The following is a 15,897-nucleotide window of genomic DNA, read 5'->3' on the forward strand; positions in this document are numbered from 1 at the left end:
TTTGTGTTTGCAGTCAAAAGCACAACACTGGTTGATGTTTTTAACCGTGTTGCAGTGATGAATGTGACACATCGCACTTAACTTCATACCTAGATTACATCGTAGGGATGACGAGGCTAATCATGCATACCCAACCCACTTTTTCAGTTTCTTTTTCGGCACTGGCGCTGGCCATTGCTGCGGGACTCAGTGCGCCAGCGCGCGCGGAGATTGTGCTGTCGCAATACGTTGAGGGCAGCAGTTACAACAAAGCGATCGAGATCGCCAACACGGGCGACGCGTCGGTCAGTCTGGATGGCTACTCGCTGGCAATGTCGACCAACGGCAGTGGCAGCTGGGATAAAACCCTGCCGCTGAGCGGCCGAGTGATCGCCGCACACGATGTGTTGGTGCTGTCTAACTCCGGCGCCAACAGTGACATTCAGGCGGTCACCGATATCAGCAACAACAGCGTGATCAATTTTAACGGCAACGACCCGGTGGCGCTGCTTAACAGTGATGGTTCCGTGCATGATGTCATTGGCGACATGGGCGGCGCCGATTTCGCTAAAGACCGCACTCTGGTGCGCCAAGCTGATGCGCTGACGCCATCGGCGGTGTATCAGCCACAGCAGTGGATGGTGTGGGATGCCAATGTCATCGACGGTTTGGGTTCGCTTGATACAGAGCTGCCTGAGGCGTTCACCTGTAATCAGGATGGCAACGAGCCAACCTTTACCTCTATTCAGGATATTCAGGGCGAGGGCGATACGTCACCGTTTATCAACGGCTATCCGTACATCACCGACGACGAATACACGGTGAAAGGGGTGGTCAGTGCGGTGACGGGCGGCCTGACCAAAGGGTTCTATCTGCAAGCGTTGGACGATGACAACAATCCGTTGACTTCAGAAGGGCTGTTTGTGTTTACCGGTCAGTCGTCGAGCGATCTTCAGCCGGGGGATGTCGTGTGTACCCGCGGTAAAGTGCAGGAGTACTATAATCTGACCCAACTGAAAGTGGAGAACAATCAGTGGGAAAAATTGTCCCAACAAGCCGCACCAACCGCACACGAGGTCACCATTTTGGGCAGCGACGAGCACTTTGCCCAAACCATGGAACGCTACGAAGGCATGTTGGTGACGCTGCCTAAAGCGCTGGATATGCGTGTCACCCGCACCTTTGGTTACGATTACGATGCGCGCCGCAACAATATGGTGCTCGCCCAAGGGCGTGTGAACATGCAGCCGAACCAGTTGTTCCCGGCAGGTTCCGAACAGGCTCAGCAACAGAGCCTCGACAACGCTCAGCGCCGACTGTTTGTCGAATCGGATGCCAAAGCGGGTGATGGTCAGATCCCTTACTACCCGCAATTTGGCCGCAGCGATATCGATCAGGATGGCTCAACGGAAGACTACATTCGTGTGGATGATACGCTGTTCGATGTGGAAGGCGTGGTGACCTACAGCTACGGCGAATACCGTCTGGTGGTGACCAACACCATCAGCCAGGACAATCTGGTCCACAACGATCCGCGTACCGCAAAACCGAAGATGTACGAAGGGGATTTGCGCATCGCGTCGTTTAACGTCCTCAACTACTTCAATTCCCCTTATGGTGGTGACGCGAATCAGCACGGTGATAACCGCGGTGCCAGCAACTTTACTGAGTTCTCGATGCAGCAGGCGAAGATCGTCAATGCGATTTTGCGTCTGGATGCGGACATCGTCGGCTTGATGGAAATTGAGAACAACGGTTTTGGTGATGGTGCGGCGATTCGCCAACTGGTCGATCAGCTCAACGAACGTATCGATGACAAGAAAAAACGCTACCAGTTTGTAGCTGTGGATTCGAATCAGGATGGTCAGACCGATGAAAAAGATTCGGTTGGCAGCGACGCGATCACCACAGGCGTAATTTATCGCGACAAAGTGGTCAAGCTGCTGCAAAGCCGAGTGATCCCAATGCCGAGTCAGCAAGCACCTGAAGTGCTGAATGAGGAAGGCAAAGTGATTGAAGATGGTAAGAACTACCAGCGTGATACGCTGGCGCCGACCTTTAAAGTCAAAGGCGGGAACGAGACCATCACCGTTGCAGTCAACCACCTTAAATCCAAAGGTTCAGCTTGCTGGGAAGATGCGGCGCCAGTCAGTGAAGGCGGGCAGGGCGGCGCGGATGCCGATCTGCAGGGTTCGTGTGAGAACTTCCGTGTTGCCGGAGCGGTGGCACTGGGTGAAGCGTTGGCGAAAATCGACGGTCACAAAGTGATTCTTGGCGACATGAACTCGTACGGTAAGGAAGATCCGATGCTGGTTCTGACTGACTACACGCCAGAGAAATACGGCAAAGTCATTAAGGCAGCGCGCAATACCGTGATTGGTGAACAACCCCAGTTTGGCGATGACGGCGCGGTGATCACGCAAGGTTTCGGTTACCTGAGTGCGATGGAACTGGCGCACAAAGACAACAACTGGAGCTACTCGTACAACGACGAAGTGGGCGCGCTCGATCATCTGTTGGTCAGCGACAGTCTGAAGCTGCGTGTCGTCGATGCCATTGACTGGCACATCAACGGCGGTGAATCGACGCTGTTTGACTACAACGATGAATACAAAGGCGATCTGCCGAAATATGCGGACCATTTCCGCGCTTCTGACCATGATCCAGCCGTGGTTGAGCTCAATATCTACGGCGGCTCATTCAGCGTGGCAGGGTTGGGGTTGCTACTGGGTTTAGGTTGGTGGCGTCGTAAATCGGCTTAAGTCGAGTGACAAACTGAGGGGGAGCATCATGCTCCCCTTTTTTGTGTCTGCTGCCGGGGCAGGTAAGCACTAACGGCTATTTGGTGCGCTCAATGCCGGCTGCTTTCATTATGTATTTCTCATAAATCGGCTCGCTGGTGCCTTTCTTCACTTTGTAGAGAAAGTATTTCTCAAACGCAATTTTGGCCAAATGCACCCATTGCCCCATCCCCGTCCAGTTCGTGTTGCGCGGAGGATTTTGTGGCAATGCGACAAAAGCTGCCCCTTTATCGCCCATATCTGCCAGACACACCGCATTGAGTGTCGGCTTGGTGTGCATCGCTTCACCGCGCTCCAAGCTGAGAATATTCTCCACAATGGCCGTGGTCATCGATTCAATCATAAAACCCGTTTTGGGAGCACCCACCGGCACGGGAGTTTGCTCCAGAGGCGGAATAGCCACACACACGCCAGCGGCAAAAATATTGTCGTACACCGGGCTGCGCTGGTATTCATTAGTCATGACAAAACCTTTCGGGTTACACAGGTCAGGTACGGCCGCAATCGCCGCTGAGCCTTTAAACGGAGGCAGGAACATCGCCATGCTGAAGGGCAGTGCATGTTCGAAATCGACTTCGGCTTTGCGATTGAGCTCTTCAATGTGTGCCACGTCTGCTTCAAATTGAGTGACGCGAGCATTGCAAATCCATTTGATACCGCGTTCACGGAATTCATGTTCCATCAGCGCTTTGGAGTCGCCCACGCCACCCAGGCCCATGTGGCCGATATAGGGCTCGCTGGTGACAAACGTCATGGGCACTTTATCGCGGACTTTGAGTTTACGCAGATGGCTTTCGAGCGACAGAATATACTCGTAGGCGGGGCCAAAACAGCTTGCACCCTGCATGGCGCCAACGATGACCGGTCCCGGATTGTCGACCAGTTGCTGCAGAGCGTGGTAAGCTTTCACCGCGTGATCAACCGTGCAGATCGATTGAGTGTAGCCGTTCTCTGGCCCTGACCCCGGTACCGCTTCAAATGCCAGTTTCGGACCGCTGCAAATGACAAGGTAGTCGTAGCGATACTGCTGACCATCGCCAGTACTCAGTGAGTTCGCTTGGGCGTCGATGGCGGTGACCCCGGACGTGTTGAAGGGAATGCCGAATTTGTCTACGTAGGGGCTCAGTTCGAGAATCACCTGCTCTTTGGTCCGTTCGCCCAATGCGACCCAGGGATTGGACGGAATAAAGTGAAATTCAGAGCCTTCGTTGATCAACATGACTTCATGGTCAGCAGGCAGTTTTTGTCGTAGTTCGTAGCAGGCAGACATGCCGCCTAACCCGGCGCCGATAACGATGGTCCTCTTCATCTCGTTCTTCCTTACTATTAATTAGCAATAACTAAATTAATAGTAGCTAATGAAAATGGCCGTGCCATTATTCTTAAGTCGAAGATGAGAGAAACGTGATGAAATCTGCTTTATTGATTGAATCTGGCGCGCTGATTTGTAGAATGCGAGGGATTCTTGTCTCACGCTGGCGACGTTATGCTTCTGATTATCGATAATTACGACTCATTCACTTACAACCTCTACCAGTACTTTTGCGAGTTGGGTGCGACGGTGAAAGTGGTGCGTAACGATGAAATCACGCTGGAGCAAATTGAAGCGCTGGCGCCAAGCCATCTGGTGATTTCACCGGGGCCGTGTACGCCGAATGAAGCCGGTATTTCACTGGCGGCGATTGAGCATTTTGCCGGCCGGCTGCCGATTCTGGGGGTGTGCCTCGGCCATCAGGCGATTGCGCAGGTGTTCGGTGGTGAAGTGGTGCGTGCCCGTCAGGTGATGCACGGAAAGACTTCTCCGGTGCGTCATACCGGGCGCAGTGTGTTCGCCGGACTCAATAATCCGCTCACCGTCACGCGCTACCATTCGCTGGTGGTGAAAAACGGCACCTTACCGGACTGTTTTGAGTTGACGGCTTGGACGGAGCTGCCGGATGGCACTCCGGACGAGATCATGGGCTACCAGCATAAAACTCTGCCTATTGATGCAGTGCAGTTCCATCCGGAATCGATCAAAACCGAGCAAGGCCATGAACTGCTGGCCAATTTCCTGCGCCGATAATCCCTCATCCCAGTAAAACCGTACTCTGCCGCCGAATCGTGGTCGTGGGCGCCTGCGCGATTTTTCCTGATCACGATCACTATTCTTAACATTTTCGTCATCTAAATTTCTTTTTTTCTACATTGAAAATTTATTCGCCGCAGATCCTGCCGATCCCTTGCTACGCCTGATCTGACCGTGGTGTGGCACGGCTTTTTTTACCCATAATGAAAAAGTACTTCATAAAAGCGTTTACTTGGTGCATAAATAATCACGAGTGGTGAAGATTGTGAGCTGAATCGGCTGGCTGAAAGAATAAATCACTATTGAATTGGTTAATAATTTGTAAATACAATGCTGCATCGGCTTATATGCAAAACAAAATCTCAACGTCGGGATTTTGTGAAAGGACTGCCTTTCTGCCAGGCATGCGGTATCGAGAAGGAATGTGCAATGACAGTGGAAATTAAAGTAGAACGCGGTTTGTTTGATGAGGTAATGGTGCCTTGTTACAACCCGATGGAATTCATCCCGGTTAAGGGACAGGGCTCACGTGTGTGGGATCAGCAGGGCAACGAGTACATCGATTTTGCCGGCGGTATCGCGGTGAGCTGTTTAGGTCATTGTCATCCAGCAATGGTGAACGCGTTGACAGAGCAGGGCAACAAGCTTTGGCATCTGAGCAACGTTATGACAAACGAACCAGCACTGCGTCTGGCGAAGAAGCTGACTGAAATCAGCTTTGCGGAAAAAGTGTTCTTTGCTAACTCGGGCGCCGAAGCAAACGAAGCGGCACTGAAACTGGCACGTCGTTACGCTGCGGACGTTTATGGCCCTGAAAAGTCTGAAATCATTGCATTTAAACAAGGTTTCCACGGCCGTACATTCTTCACCGTGACTGTGGGTGGTCAAGCGGCTTACTCGGACGGTTTTGGTCCAAAACCAGGTGATGTGACGCATCTGCCATACAACGATGTGGAAGCGCTGCAGGCACACATCTCTGACCGCACTTGTGCTGTCATGATGGAACCTCTGCAAGGCGAAGGCGGTATTGTGTCGCCAACACCAGAATTTGTTCAGGCTGTGCGTGAGCTGTGTGACAAACACAATGCGCTGCTGATTTTCGATGAAGTGCAAACGGGTAACGGTCGTACCGGTCACTTCTACGCTTACCAAGGTATCGGTGTGACACCGGACATTCTGAGTACTGCCAAATCACTGGGCGGCGGTTTCCCAATCGGCGCGATGCTGACCACATCGAAACTGGCAGAGCACATGAAAGTGGGCGTGCACGGTTCGACCTACGGCGGTAACCCGCTGGCATGTGCGGTTGCAGAAGCCGTCGTGGATGTGGTGAGCAAGCCAGAAACGTTGGCTGGCGTCAAAGAGCGTGAAGCGCTGTTCCGTGAAGGTCTGCAAAAGATCAACGCGAAGTACAACCTGTTCAAAGAAGTTCGCGGTCAGGGCCTGCTGTTAGGTGCGGCGCTGAACGACGAGTGGCAAGGCCGTGCGCGTGACGTGTTGGTCGCATCAGGTAAACAAGGTCTGATGCTGTTGGTGGCCGGTGCGAACGTTGTTCGTATGACCCCATCATTGATTATTACTAAAGAAGAAATCGAAGAAGGCTTAGCACGACTAGACAAAGCAATTGCTACCCTAGTTTAAGCGAGCCCGTACGCCATACCAAACCCATGGGATGGGGGCGGTATGGCGACGTTATCAGGTCGAGGCATTCAGACCTGTTTGCATCTGGAGGGAGTATTGATGCTAGTTGTTCGCCCTATTGCAATTTCAGACTACGAGGCGCTGCACACCTGCGCAGTGGAATCGGGTCATGGATTCACCTCATTGCCGGTTAACGAAGAACTGTTAACCAATCGCATTAAACATTCCGAATACAGCTTTACCAAACCCGACGTGAACCAGCCGGGCGATGAAGGCTACCTGATGGTTGGCTTTGATTCCGAAACGGGGGAAGTCGCGGGGACCACAGGCGTTGAAGCTTCCGTGGGCTGGGATATTCCGTTTTACTCTTACCACATCAGCACCATCGTGCACGCGTCGCCAAAACTGGGCGTCAACAATGTGGTTAAGCTGCTGACGTTTGGTAACAACTACACCGGTTGTTCGGAAATCTGCACGCTGTTTCTGCGCGCTCCGTTCCGTGAAGGCCTGAACGGGCGTCTGATGTCGAAATGTCGTTTCCTGATGATGGCGGAACATCCGCATCGTTTCTCTAAAACCATCTTCGCTGAAATGCGCGGTGTCTCTGATGAACAGGGTAACTCACCGTTCTGGAAATGGTTGCAGGAACACTTTTTCTCAATCGACTTCACCATGGCGGATTACCTGACAGGTATTGGCAAGAAAGGCTTCATTGCCGATCTGATGCCGAAACTGCCGATTTACATCAACCTGCTGAGCAAAGAAGCGCAGGCAGTGATTGGTCAGGTGCATGAGAAAACCCGTCCGGCGCTGGCGCTGCTGGAAAAAGAAGGCTTCACCTGCCGCAACTATGTGGACATTTTTGATGCGGGCCCGTCAGTAGAATGTGACCTGCGCAATATCGAATCGGTACGTGATTCCGTGCGTGCCAAAGTGGAAATCGCCGAGCACTCCAGCTCGCAGGATTTCCTGATGTGTAATACCTCTTTTGAACATTTCCGCGCGACGGCGGCGAAAGCAGCCTATAACCGTGAGCGTGGAACCGTGATTATTGCGCCTAAAGTGGCTGAAGCGCTGCAAGTCGACAATGGTGACTTCCTGCGCATCCTTGCTCAATAGTCAGAGCACAGTAACGAATTGAAGGATAAGACAATGACTCAGTGGATTGCCGGTCAATGGGTGGCTGGTCAGGGTGAACACTTCACCTCTTTGAGCCCATACAACAACGAAATCGTCTGGCAGGGCGACAGTGCCACGCCAGCTCAGGTTGAAGATGCCGTAAAAGCTGCGCGCTCTGCGTTTGTTGAGTGGAAGAAACTGCCATTCGCGGAACGCGAAAAAGTAGTGCTGGCGTTTGCTGAAAAGGTCAAAGCCAACGCTGAAGCGATCGCTGAAGTGATTGCTAAAGAAACCGGTAAACCGATTTGGGAAACCCGCACGGAAGCCGCTGCGATGGCTGGCAAGATTGCGATCTCGATTCGTGCTTACCACGACCGTACCGGTGAAACCGTGCGTGAAGCGGCGGGCAACCAAATCGTGCTGCGTCATCGTCCGCTGGGCGTGATGGCGGTCTTTGGGCCGTACAACTTCCCGGGCCACCTGCCAAACGGCCACATCGTGCCAGCGCTGCTGGCGGGTAACACCGTGGTATTCAAACCGTCTGAACAAACACCTTGGACGGGTGAAGTCGCGATGAAACTGTGGGAAGAAGCGGGTCTGCCTAAGGGCGTGCTGAACCTGGTACAAGGCGGTAAAGAGACCGGGATTGCGCTGGCGCAGTCGAAAGGTATCGATGGTTTGCTGTTTACCGGCAGTGCCAACACGGGGCACCTGCTGCACCGTCAGTTTGCGGGTCAGCCAGGTAAAATGCTGGCGCTGGAAATGGGCGGCAACAACCCGATGGTGATCTCTGATCACTACGGCGACCTGGATTCCACCGTTTATACCATCATTCAATCGGCCTTCATCAGTGCCGGTCAGCGTTGCACCTGTGCACGTCGTTTGTACGTACCACACGGCGATAAGGGCGATGCGCTGATCACGCGTCTGGTTGAAGCGACTCAGAAACTGCGCATCGACCAGCCATTTGCTGAACCCGCACCGTTTATGGGGCCACAAATATCCAAAGCGGCCGCGGACTTTATTCTCAAAGCGCAGGCAAACCTGCAATCTTTAGGCGGCGAAATTCTGGTTGAAGCGCGCGGTCTGGAAGCGGCGTTTGTGACTCCGGGTATTATCGATGTGACCCCGATTGCCGAGCTGCCGGACGAAGAGTACTTCGGCCCGCTGCTGCAAGTGGTGCGTTACGAAACGTTGGCTCAGGCGGTTGAACTGGCCAATGACACCCAGTTTGGCCTGTCGGCTGGCCTGGTCACCACCGATGACAGCGAATGGGAATACTTTGTTGACCACATTCGCGCCGGCATTGTGAACCGCAACCGTCAGCTGACGGGCGCGAGTGGCGATGCGCCATTCGGTGGTCCGGGTGCGTCGGGTAACCTGCGTCCAAGCGCGTTCTACGCGGCGGACTACTGTGCCTACCCGATGGCGTCGATGGAAGGTTCGGCAACCGAACTGCCAGCCACGCTGAGTCCGGGTATCGAACTGTAATTGATGATTTAGCTAACGTCACAGGCTGAAGGCTACCCGGTCCTTCTCGGGCTTCGGACCGGGTAGCCACTTTTTACTATTACAACAATAAATATTCATATTAGCCCCAAGTAGTGAGTGGTCACTTGGGCAACAGAATCCAATAACCCAGGTTGCTTGCAGAGCAGCGCAGACAAGGAGGCGTTATGACGCCAGCAGTTCTCTTTGAATCCCTATGGAATGACTATATTCGACGTCTTTGCCCGTCGGCCGACAAAGTACACCAGTTGCTTCAGGAAGACGAAGCGCTGATCAACGATCACATCGCCCTGCGTACGTTTAACGTGGCACCGCTGGGGATTGATACGTTGGCGAAACCGTTTCTGGCGCTGGGCTACAAGCCGTGCGGTGATTACGTGTTTGAAAGCAAAAAACTGGTAGCGAAACATTTCGAGCATCCGGATCCGCTGCAACCCAAAGTGTTCATCAGTGAATTGAAAGTGGAAGAGTGTTCACCAGAGCTACAAGCGATTGTTGCTAAGCTGGTGGCGCAAGTTGATGCCACGAAGCTGGAAGGCGATGCTTTCCTCTACGGTGGCCGTCTGTGGGATCTGAGCTATGCCGATTATCTGCAACTGGCGAAAGAGAGCGAATACGCCTCTTGGCTGGCAGCACACGGTTATGGTGCCAACCATTTTACGGTGAGCGTTAACCAGCTGAATGCGTTGGATGAAGTGAAACAGGTGAACGATCATCTGCGCAGCGCAGGCTTTACCATCAACGAATCTGGCGGCGAAGTGAAAGGCTCACCAGAGGTGCTGCTGGAGCAGTCATCAACGATGGCAGACAAAGTGCCGGTGACCTTCATTGAAGGCACAGAAATCATTCCGGGCGGCTTTTATGAGTTTGCCAAGCGCTACCCAATGGCTAACGGTGAACTCTACACCGGCTTTGTGGCCGCTTCTGCAGACAAGATTTTCGAAAGTACCGACAGCAAGTAATTTCGCGAGTGGCTTTGGGTTGTCTGTAGTCCAGTGGCGGACAATCTTCCTCTCTCCTGGCCACAAGCAAATAAAAAAGCCACCGCAAGGTGGCTTTTCTTATTCTGTCTCGGTGACGATTAACGAGTACCGTATACCACGATAGTCTTACCGTGTGCAGAAATCAGGTTCTGCTCTTCCAGCATCTTCAGGATGCGGCCAACGGTTTCACGAGAACAACCAACGATTTGACCGATTTCCTGACGAGTGATCTTGATTTGCATACCGTCTGGGTGGGTCATGGCGTCTGGTTGTTTCGCCAGGTTCAGTAGGGTCTGCGCGATGCGACCAGTTACGTCTAGGAACGCCAGGTCACCCACTTTTTGGCTAGTCACTTGCAGACGGCGAGCCATCTGGCCAGACAGGCGCATTAGGATGTCCGGGTTAACCTGAATCAGCTGACGGAATTTCTTGAATGAAATTTCCGCGACTTCACAAGGAGATTTTGCACGAACCCAGGCAGTACGCTCCTGACCTTCTTCAAACAAGCCAAGCTCACCGATGAAGTCACCTTGGTTCAGGTAAGACAGAATCATCTCCTTACCTTCTTCATCTTTGATCAGTACCGCAACAGAACCTTTAACGATGTAGTACAAAGTCTCTGCTTTTTCGCCCGCGTGAATTAGCGTGCTTTTTGAAGGGTACTTATGAATGTGACAATGTGAAAGAAACCACTCTAGTGTCGGGTCGGTTTGAGGTTTACCTAGAACCATAATATCTCACTTCCTCTGCAGGGTACGCTTGCTGCTATCCATATTTTAGCGAAGCCTTATTTGGATTCACTAGAATAAGAGGACTTTCTTATTGCTGCAAGTTATCTTGTGTTTCGGTATGGAATAGTATCCTTTTTCCAAAACGATTTCTTGATTTTAATCGTGTAGGACAGGGGATAATCTACGCAAAACTGTGCACATGATCACGGTATGAAAAGTAATCGACACAGTAGGGCGTTGACTAGCCAATTTTCCCTGATTCTATCAATTGTTGCAGGAGCGGCCTGACGATCAGCTCCATCGCAAATCCCATTTTCCCGCCCGGCACCACGATGGTGTTGTGACGCGACATGAACGAACCATCAATCATCGCCAGCAGGTAAGGGTAGTCGACGTTTTTAATCCCACGCAGGCGAATGACGACAAAACTTTCATCCAGACTGGGGATGCCTTTCGCGTTGAGCGGGTTGGAGGTATCGACGGTCGGCACACGCTGAAAGTTAATGTGGGTGCGCGAGAACTGCGGCGTAATGTAGTTGAGGTAATCGTCCATCGAACGCACGATGGAGTCCATCACCGCTTCCCGGGAATGGCCGCGATCGCGCGTGTCACGTACGTATTTTTGAATCCATTCCAAGTTCACAATCGGCACCATGCCAATCAGAAAATCGACGTGCTGCGCGACGTTCACTTCGCCATCCACCACGCCGCCGTGCAGTCCTTCGTAGAACAGTACATCGGAGTTTTCCGGCAGTTGTTGCCATGGGGTAAAGGTGCCCGGCATCTGATTGTAGGGCACAGCTTCGTCAAACGAATGCAGATAGCGTCTGACCTGGCCGGTGCCGGATTTCCCAAACTGGCGGAAAAAGTCTTCCAGCGCGGTAAAGTCGTTGGCTTGCGGACCAAAATAGCTGATGTGGCGGCCTTGCTCGCGCGCCTTGCGAATCTCGACGTCCATTTCCGGACGGGTAAAGCGGTGGAAGCTGTCGCCTTCCACCCAAGCGGGCTTGATGTCCATCATATTGAACATCTTACGGAACGCTTCTGAGGTCGTGGTTGTGCCGGCGCCCGACGAACCGGTGACGGCAATAATTGGGTGTTTCGCTGACATGACAAACCTTGTCTCTGAGTCCTTAAAACAGGGCTGTATCAGTACAGCCCAAGCCGAATCACTATAGCACGTAAAACTTTGCTGTTGTCACTCGTTAGCGATGATTGACTTTTATATCAACGGTTTCATGCAATTCTGAATAGACGATCACGGCTTCTCCGGATTGCAACAGAGCCTTAACCTGATCGACTTTATCTTGCAGAGAAATCTCGACTTCACCGTAATCGGTGCCTTCGCGCAGCACGAATTCACGAATCAGACTGTCGAGCGTATCGGGCGCAATTTGCTGCCACGGAACGATCATAAATACCTCTTGCTTTTATGTTCGTGGTTGAATGCTGCCAAGTATAACGCCTCAGCGGTCCAGCGTCAGGTCGCAGCAACTTGGCAACGCACTAGGTTTTATCGCGCAGACTGGCGTAGTAAGCCGGCAGGGATTGTTCGAGCCAGAATTGCGGCTTGAGCAGCGACCCGCTGAGAAAGCCGACATGGCCGCCCTGATCAAACAGACGGTAATCGATGTTTTCCGGCAGGACAAATTTCGGGATCACCGCATCGGTCATGAACGGATCGTCTTTGGCATGGATGATTTGCGTGGGCACGCGAATGTCTTTCAGCTTGTTGATCCCCGAGCAGCGCTGGTAGTAATCCTGCGCGTCCTTGAAACCGTGCAGCGGCGCGGTGATCAGATCATCAAACTCCTGCAAACGGGTTACGCGTTTGATGCTGTGATAGGACAAGCCCAGTTCGCCCTTGAGCAGGTGATGCTTTTGCAGCGCATTGTGTTTGAGCGACGACAACAGGTAAGTGCGGTAGAGCTTGGAAAAGCCGCGTTCGATGCGCTCGGAACAGGCAGCGAGATCGAGCGGCGCCGAGACCACGGTCGCTGCGCTGACGATGGGATCGGCATTGAACTCGGCCAGATAGTTGACCAGCATATTGCCGCCGAGCGAAATGCCGACCGCAATCATGGTCTGCTCAGGAAATTGTTCGCGCAGGGTTTCCAGCACAAAGCGCGCATCCTGCACTTCTCCGGAGTGGTAAGCACGAGCCAGATGATTCGGTTTGCCGCTGCAGCCGCGAAAATGCATCATCACGGACAGCCAGCCGTCGCGGGCAAACGCGTGCATCAGGCCATTAGCATAAGGGCTGTAGAAGCAGCCTTCTAAACCGTGAAACAGCACAAACAGCGGTTTGTTTTGCGCGTTAGCGTGGTGTGGGTCTTCGCTCCAAGCGAGATCGAGAAAGTCGCCGTCCGGAGTGTCCAGCGTCTGCCACACCGGTTCAAACAGTGCTTTCTTTCGAATAAAACGCGGAAACAGCGTTTGCAGATGCGGGTTTTTCAGGCCGGTTGCGGCAACAAACTGGGTCATAATTCAAACCAATACAAAGTGATTTAATGAGTATATACCCAAGTTACCCCAGATTGGCGTATTCGGCGAGTCGTGGTGGTTTTTTATGAAGCGCTGCCCAAAACAGGCGGGATCAGAAGGATGGTGGTACTGGCTTCATAAACACGGTGCCCAGATGCTCTGCGCCGAGTTGGCGGCAGTAACGCAGTGTCAGGGCTTCACCGTGGCTGTTTTCCAGCGCCAGTCGGTTAATGCAGTCGACCAAATCCGATTGCTGCTGTTTTTCGAGTTGCAGTTCAAATTGCAGCGCTTCTCGGTAGAGCGTATCCGGCAGATGCGCTTTCATCTTGCGGCGCATGTCGCGATAGCTGTGGATCAGTGTTTCGGAGCGGCTGAGACAGTCAACCACCTGTTGCCAGTCGTGTTCCTGCGGCGTCACCTGCTGCTCGTCGAGGTACTTGAGCAGCAGCAGCAGATTGACGTTGCCGTTGAAGTTGTTCTGCAGGCTTAAGCACGCCTCTTTCACCTCGCGCACGCTGTAATACTGCAAACTAAATTGCCATAATCTTTCCAGCGTTAGAGGGATTCTGACGTGCTCTTGGCTCATTGACTGTTGAACTCCTGTTCCATCTCTTCCAAGACTTCCTGCTCTGCCATCCAGTCCATTTCGATTTCTTCGAGTTCGGACTTGGCACTGGCTTGAGTAGCGAGTACTTGAGTAAGTTTAGCTTTATTTTCCGCATCATACAGTGAGGAATCGGACAATTGTTCCTCAGCCTCGGCGACGATGGCATTCAACTTATCCATTTTCGTTTCCAGCTGTGTCAGCTTTTTGCGAATTGGTGCGGTTTGTTTGCGAAAATCGGCTTCACGGCGTTTCTGCTCTTTCTTCGCCGCGGCGCTGTTGGTGTTGTCTTTCGCCGGAGCTTGCGACTGTGTCTCTTTGCGTTCGGCTTTTTGTTGATCGGTCAGCCACTTGTAGTAGTCCGTCAGGTCACCATCAAACGGCGCAACCTGGTGGTCATGCACTAAGTACAGGTCGTCGGTCGTGGCGCGCAGCAGGTAGCGGTCGTGGCTGACGATCACCATTGCACCTTCAAAGCTTTGCAGTGCAAACGTCAGCGCCTGTCGCATGTCGAGATCCAGGTGGTTGGTCGGTTCGTCGAGCAATAACAGGTTGGGTTTTTGCCACACGATCAGCGCTAAGACTAAACGCGCTTTTTCACCGCCGGAAAACGGGCCGACTTTATCCAGTGCTTTGTCGCCGTGGAAACCGAAGCTGCCCAGATAGTTACGCAGTTCCAGCTCGTTCTTGTCCGGGGCAATCTGCATCATGTGTTGCAGCGGCGTTTCTTCCGGATGCAGTGTTTCCAGTTGATGCTGGGCAAAGTAACCGATCTTCACGCCCTGCGAATAGGTCAGGTCACCGCCTTGCTGTTTCAGTTCACCCGACAGCAGTTTGATCAGCGTGGATTTACCGGCGCCGTTGCGACCCAGCAGACCGATGCGGCTGCCCGGGACCAGATTGAGGCGAATTTTTTCCAGAATCAGATGATCGCCGTAGCCTGCGCTGACTTCATCCATCATCAGAATGGGGTTTGGCAGCGCCGATGGCTCGCGAAACTCAAAGCTGAACGGGTTATCAAATTGCGCCGGCAGCACTTTCTCCATCCGCTCCAGAGCCTTAATACGGCTCTGCGCCTGGCGGGCTTTAGATGCTTTGTAACGGAAGCGGTCGATGTAACTTTGCATGTGTGCCATCTGCTTTTGTTGCTTCTGGAACATGGCTTGTTGTTGCAGCATCTTCTGCGCGCGCTGAGTTTCAAACGATGAGTAGTTACCGGTGTACTCGTTGAGCTTTTCGTTTTCGATATGAATGATGCGGCCGACGATCGGATCAAGAAAATCGCGGTCGTGCGAGATCAGGATCAGCGTGCCCGGATAGCTTTGTAACCAGCGTTCCAACCACATGACGGCATCCAAATCCAAGTGGTTGGTCGGTTCGTCGAGCAGAAGCAGGTCTGAGCGGCAAATCAGCGCCTGAGCCAGGTTGAGGCGCATACGCCAACCACCGGAGAACTGAGTCAGGCTCCAGCTCATCTGTTCCTGAGAAAAGCCCAGACCATCAAGCAGCTCGGAAGCGCGGGCGCGAATGCTGTAACCACCGATGGTTTCAATGTGGCCGTGCAGTTCGGCCACTTTGTTGCCGTTATCCGCCAGCTCGGCTTGGGCCAACTGGCGTTCTAAATCACGGTATTCACGATCGCCGTCAATGACGTATTCCAGTGCGCTGCGATCCAGTGCCGGAGTTTCCTGTGCCACCCAGGCCAGTTCCCATTGCGCCGGTTTACTGAACGAACCGGCATCAATGCTCAGTTCATCTTTCAGCAGTGCGAACAGCGTGGATTTACCGCAGCCGTTCTTCCCGACCAGGCCGACTTTGTCGCCGGGCTGAATGGTGGCCGAAGCCTGATCGAGCAGTGGTTTTCCACCGCGCAGTAACTGAATGTCAGAGAAGGTAATCATAAAAATATCGTCTGTCTTGGCCTTAAACTTTTTCGCCCGGAATAGTAGGGGGAATAAGGATAAATGTCGATCATTAT

At 52.8% G+C, this 15,897-nt stretch carries 13 protein-coding genes; 6 read left to right on the top strand and 7 right to left on the bottom strand.

The window, feature by feature from the left end:
* Window positions 1–122 precede the first annotated feature (122 nt).
* On the top strand, window positions 123–2,741 hold the full coding sequence (locus tag JIG40_RS11285; protein WP_199465356.1) for an ExeM/NucH family extracellular endonuclease: 2,619 nt from the start codon (window positions 123–125) through the stop codon (window positions 2,739–2,741).
* 76 nt (window positions 2,742–2,817) lie between these two features.
* Here JIG40_RS11285 and JIG40_RS11290 read toward each other — a convergent pair whose 3' ends face one another.
* Window positions 2,818–4,089 (bottom strand): FAD/NAD(P)-binding oxidoreductase, encoded by a 1,272-nt coding sequence (locus JIG40_RS11290; RefSeq protein WP_199465357.1) that lies wholly within the window; start codon window positions 4,087–4,089, stop codon window positions 2,818–2,820.
* A 177-nt stretch (window positions 4,090–4,266) separates the two neighbouring features.
* On the opposite strand from JIG40_RS11290, the gene JIG40_RS11295 reads away from it, so the two are divergent.
* The 5 genes from JIG40_RS11295 (at window position 4,267) to JIG40_RS11315 (ending at window position 10,079) form a co-directional block, all read left to right on the top strand.
* Window positions 4,267–4,845, top strand: a complete 579-nt coding sequence (locus JIG40_RS11295; protein WP_055451933.1) for an aminodeoxychorismate/anthranilate synthase component II — start codon at window positions 4,267–4,269, stop codon at window positions 4,843–4,845.
* Between the two features lie 432 nt (window positions 4,846–5,277).
* Window positions 5,278–6,489, top strand: a complete 1,212-nt coding sequence (locus JIG40_RS11300; RefSeq protein ID WP_020329456.1) for an aspartate aminotransferase family protein — start codon at window positions 5,278–5,280, stop codon at window positions 6,487–6,489.
* A gap of 99 nt (window positions 6,490–6,588) precedes the next feature.
* Window positions 6,589–7,608 (top strand): arginine N-succinyltransferase, encoded by a 1,020-nt coding sequence (gene astA, locus JIG40_RS11305; protein ID WP_020329458.1) that lies wholly within the window; start codon window positions 6,589–6,591, stop codon window positions 7,606–7,608.
* 33 nt (window positions 7,609–7,641) lie between these two features.
* A complete protein-coding gene (gene astD / locus JIG40_RS11310; RefSeq protein WP_024374086.1) occupies window positions 7,642–9,099 on the top strand; it encodes a succinylglutamate-semialdehyde dehydrogenase in 1,458 nt (485 codons plus the stop codon).
* A gap of 185 nt (window positions 9,100–9,284) precedes the next feature.
* Entirely contained in the window at window positions 9,285–10,079 is a 795-nt protein-coding gene (locus tag JIG40_RS11315; protein WP_199465358.1) for a DUF1338 domain-containing protein, read from the top strand.
* Between the two features lie 119 nt (window positions 10,080–10,198).
* On the opposite strand, the gene crp is transcribed toward JIG40_RS11315, so the two are convergent.
* The 6 genes from crp to JIG40_RS11345 all read right to left on the bottom strand — a co-directional run bounded on the left by crp (window position 10,199) and on the right by JIG40_RS11345 (window position 15,820).
* Window positions 10,199–10,831, bottom strand: coding sequence for a cAMP-activated global transcriptional regulator CRP (gene crp / locus JIG40_RS11320; protein WP_004728582.1), 633 nt, complete (start codon window positions 10,829–10,831; stop codon window positions 10,199–10,201).
* A 241-nt stretch (window positions 10,832–11,072) separates the two neighbouring features.
* Window positions 11,073–11,942 carry a phosphoribulokinase gene (locus tag JIG40_RS11325; RefSeq protein ID WP_004728583.1) on the bottom strand — a complete coding sequence of 290 codons (870 nt, stop codon included), beginning with the start codon at window positions 11,940–11,942 and terminating at the stop codon, window positions 11,073–11,075.
* A 94-nt stretch (window positions 11,943–12,036) separates the two neighbouring features.
* On the bottom strand, window positions 12,037–12,246 hold the full coding sequence (locus JIG40_RS11330; protein ID WP_020329461.1) for a YheU family protein: 210 nt from the start codon (window positions 12,244–12,246) through the stop codon (window positions 12,037–12,039).
* A 91-nt stretch (window positions 12,247–12,337) separates the two neighbouring features.
* The gene (locus JIG40_RS11335) at window positions 12,338–13,315 is read right to left on the bottom strand and encodes a hydrolase (protein WP_020329462.1); all 978 of its coding nucleotides are present in this window, start codon (window positions 13,313–13,315) and stop codon (window positions 12,338–12,340) included.
* 112 nt (window positions 13,316–13,427) lie between these two features.
* Entirely contained in the window at window positions 13,428–13,901 is a 474-nt protein-coding gene (locus JIG40_RS11340; RefSeq protein ID WP_020429267.1) for a TIGR02444 family protein, read from the bottom strand.
* A complete protein-coding gene (locus tag JIG40_RS11345; RefSeq protein ID WP_199465359.1) occupies window positions 13,898–15,820 on the bottom strand; it encodes an ABC transporter ATP-binding protein in 1,923 nt (640 codons plus the stop codon). The genes JIG40_RS11340 and JIG40_RS11345 overlap by 4 nt, the downstream gene beginning before the upstream one ends.
* Between the last annotated feature and the right edge of the window lie 77 nt (window positions 15,821–15,897).

This window comes from Vibrio sp. bablab_jr001 (assembly GCF_016464285.1).
GTDB classification, from domain to species: domain Bacteria; phylum Pseudomonadota; class Gammaproteobacteria; order Enterobacterales; family Vibrionaceae; genus Vibrio; species Vibrio fluvialis.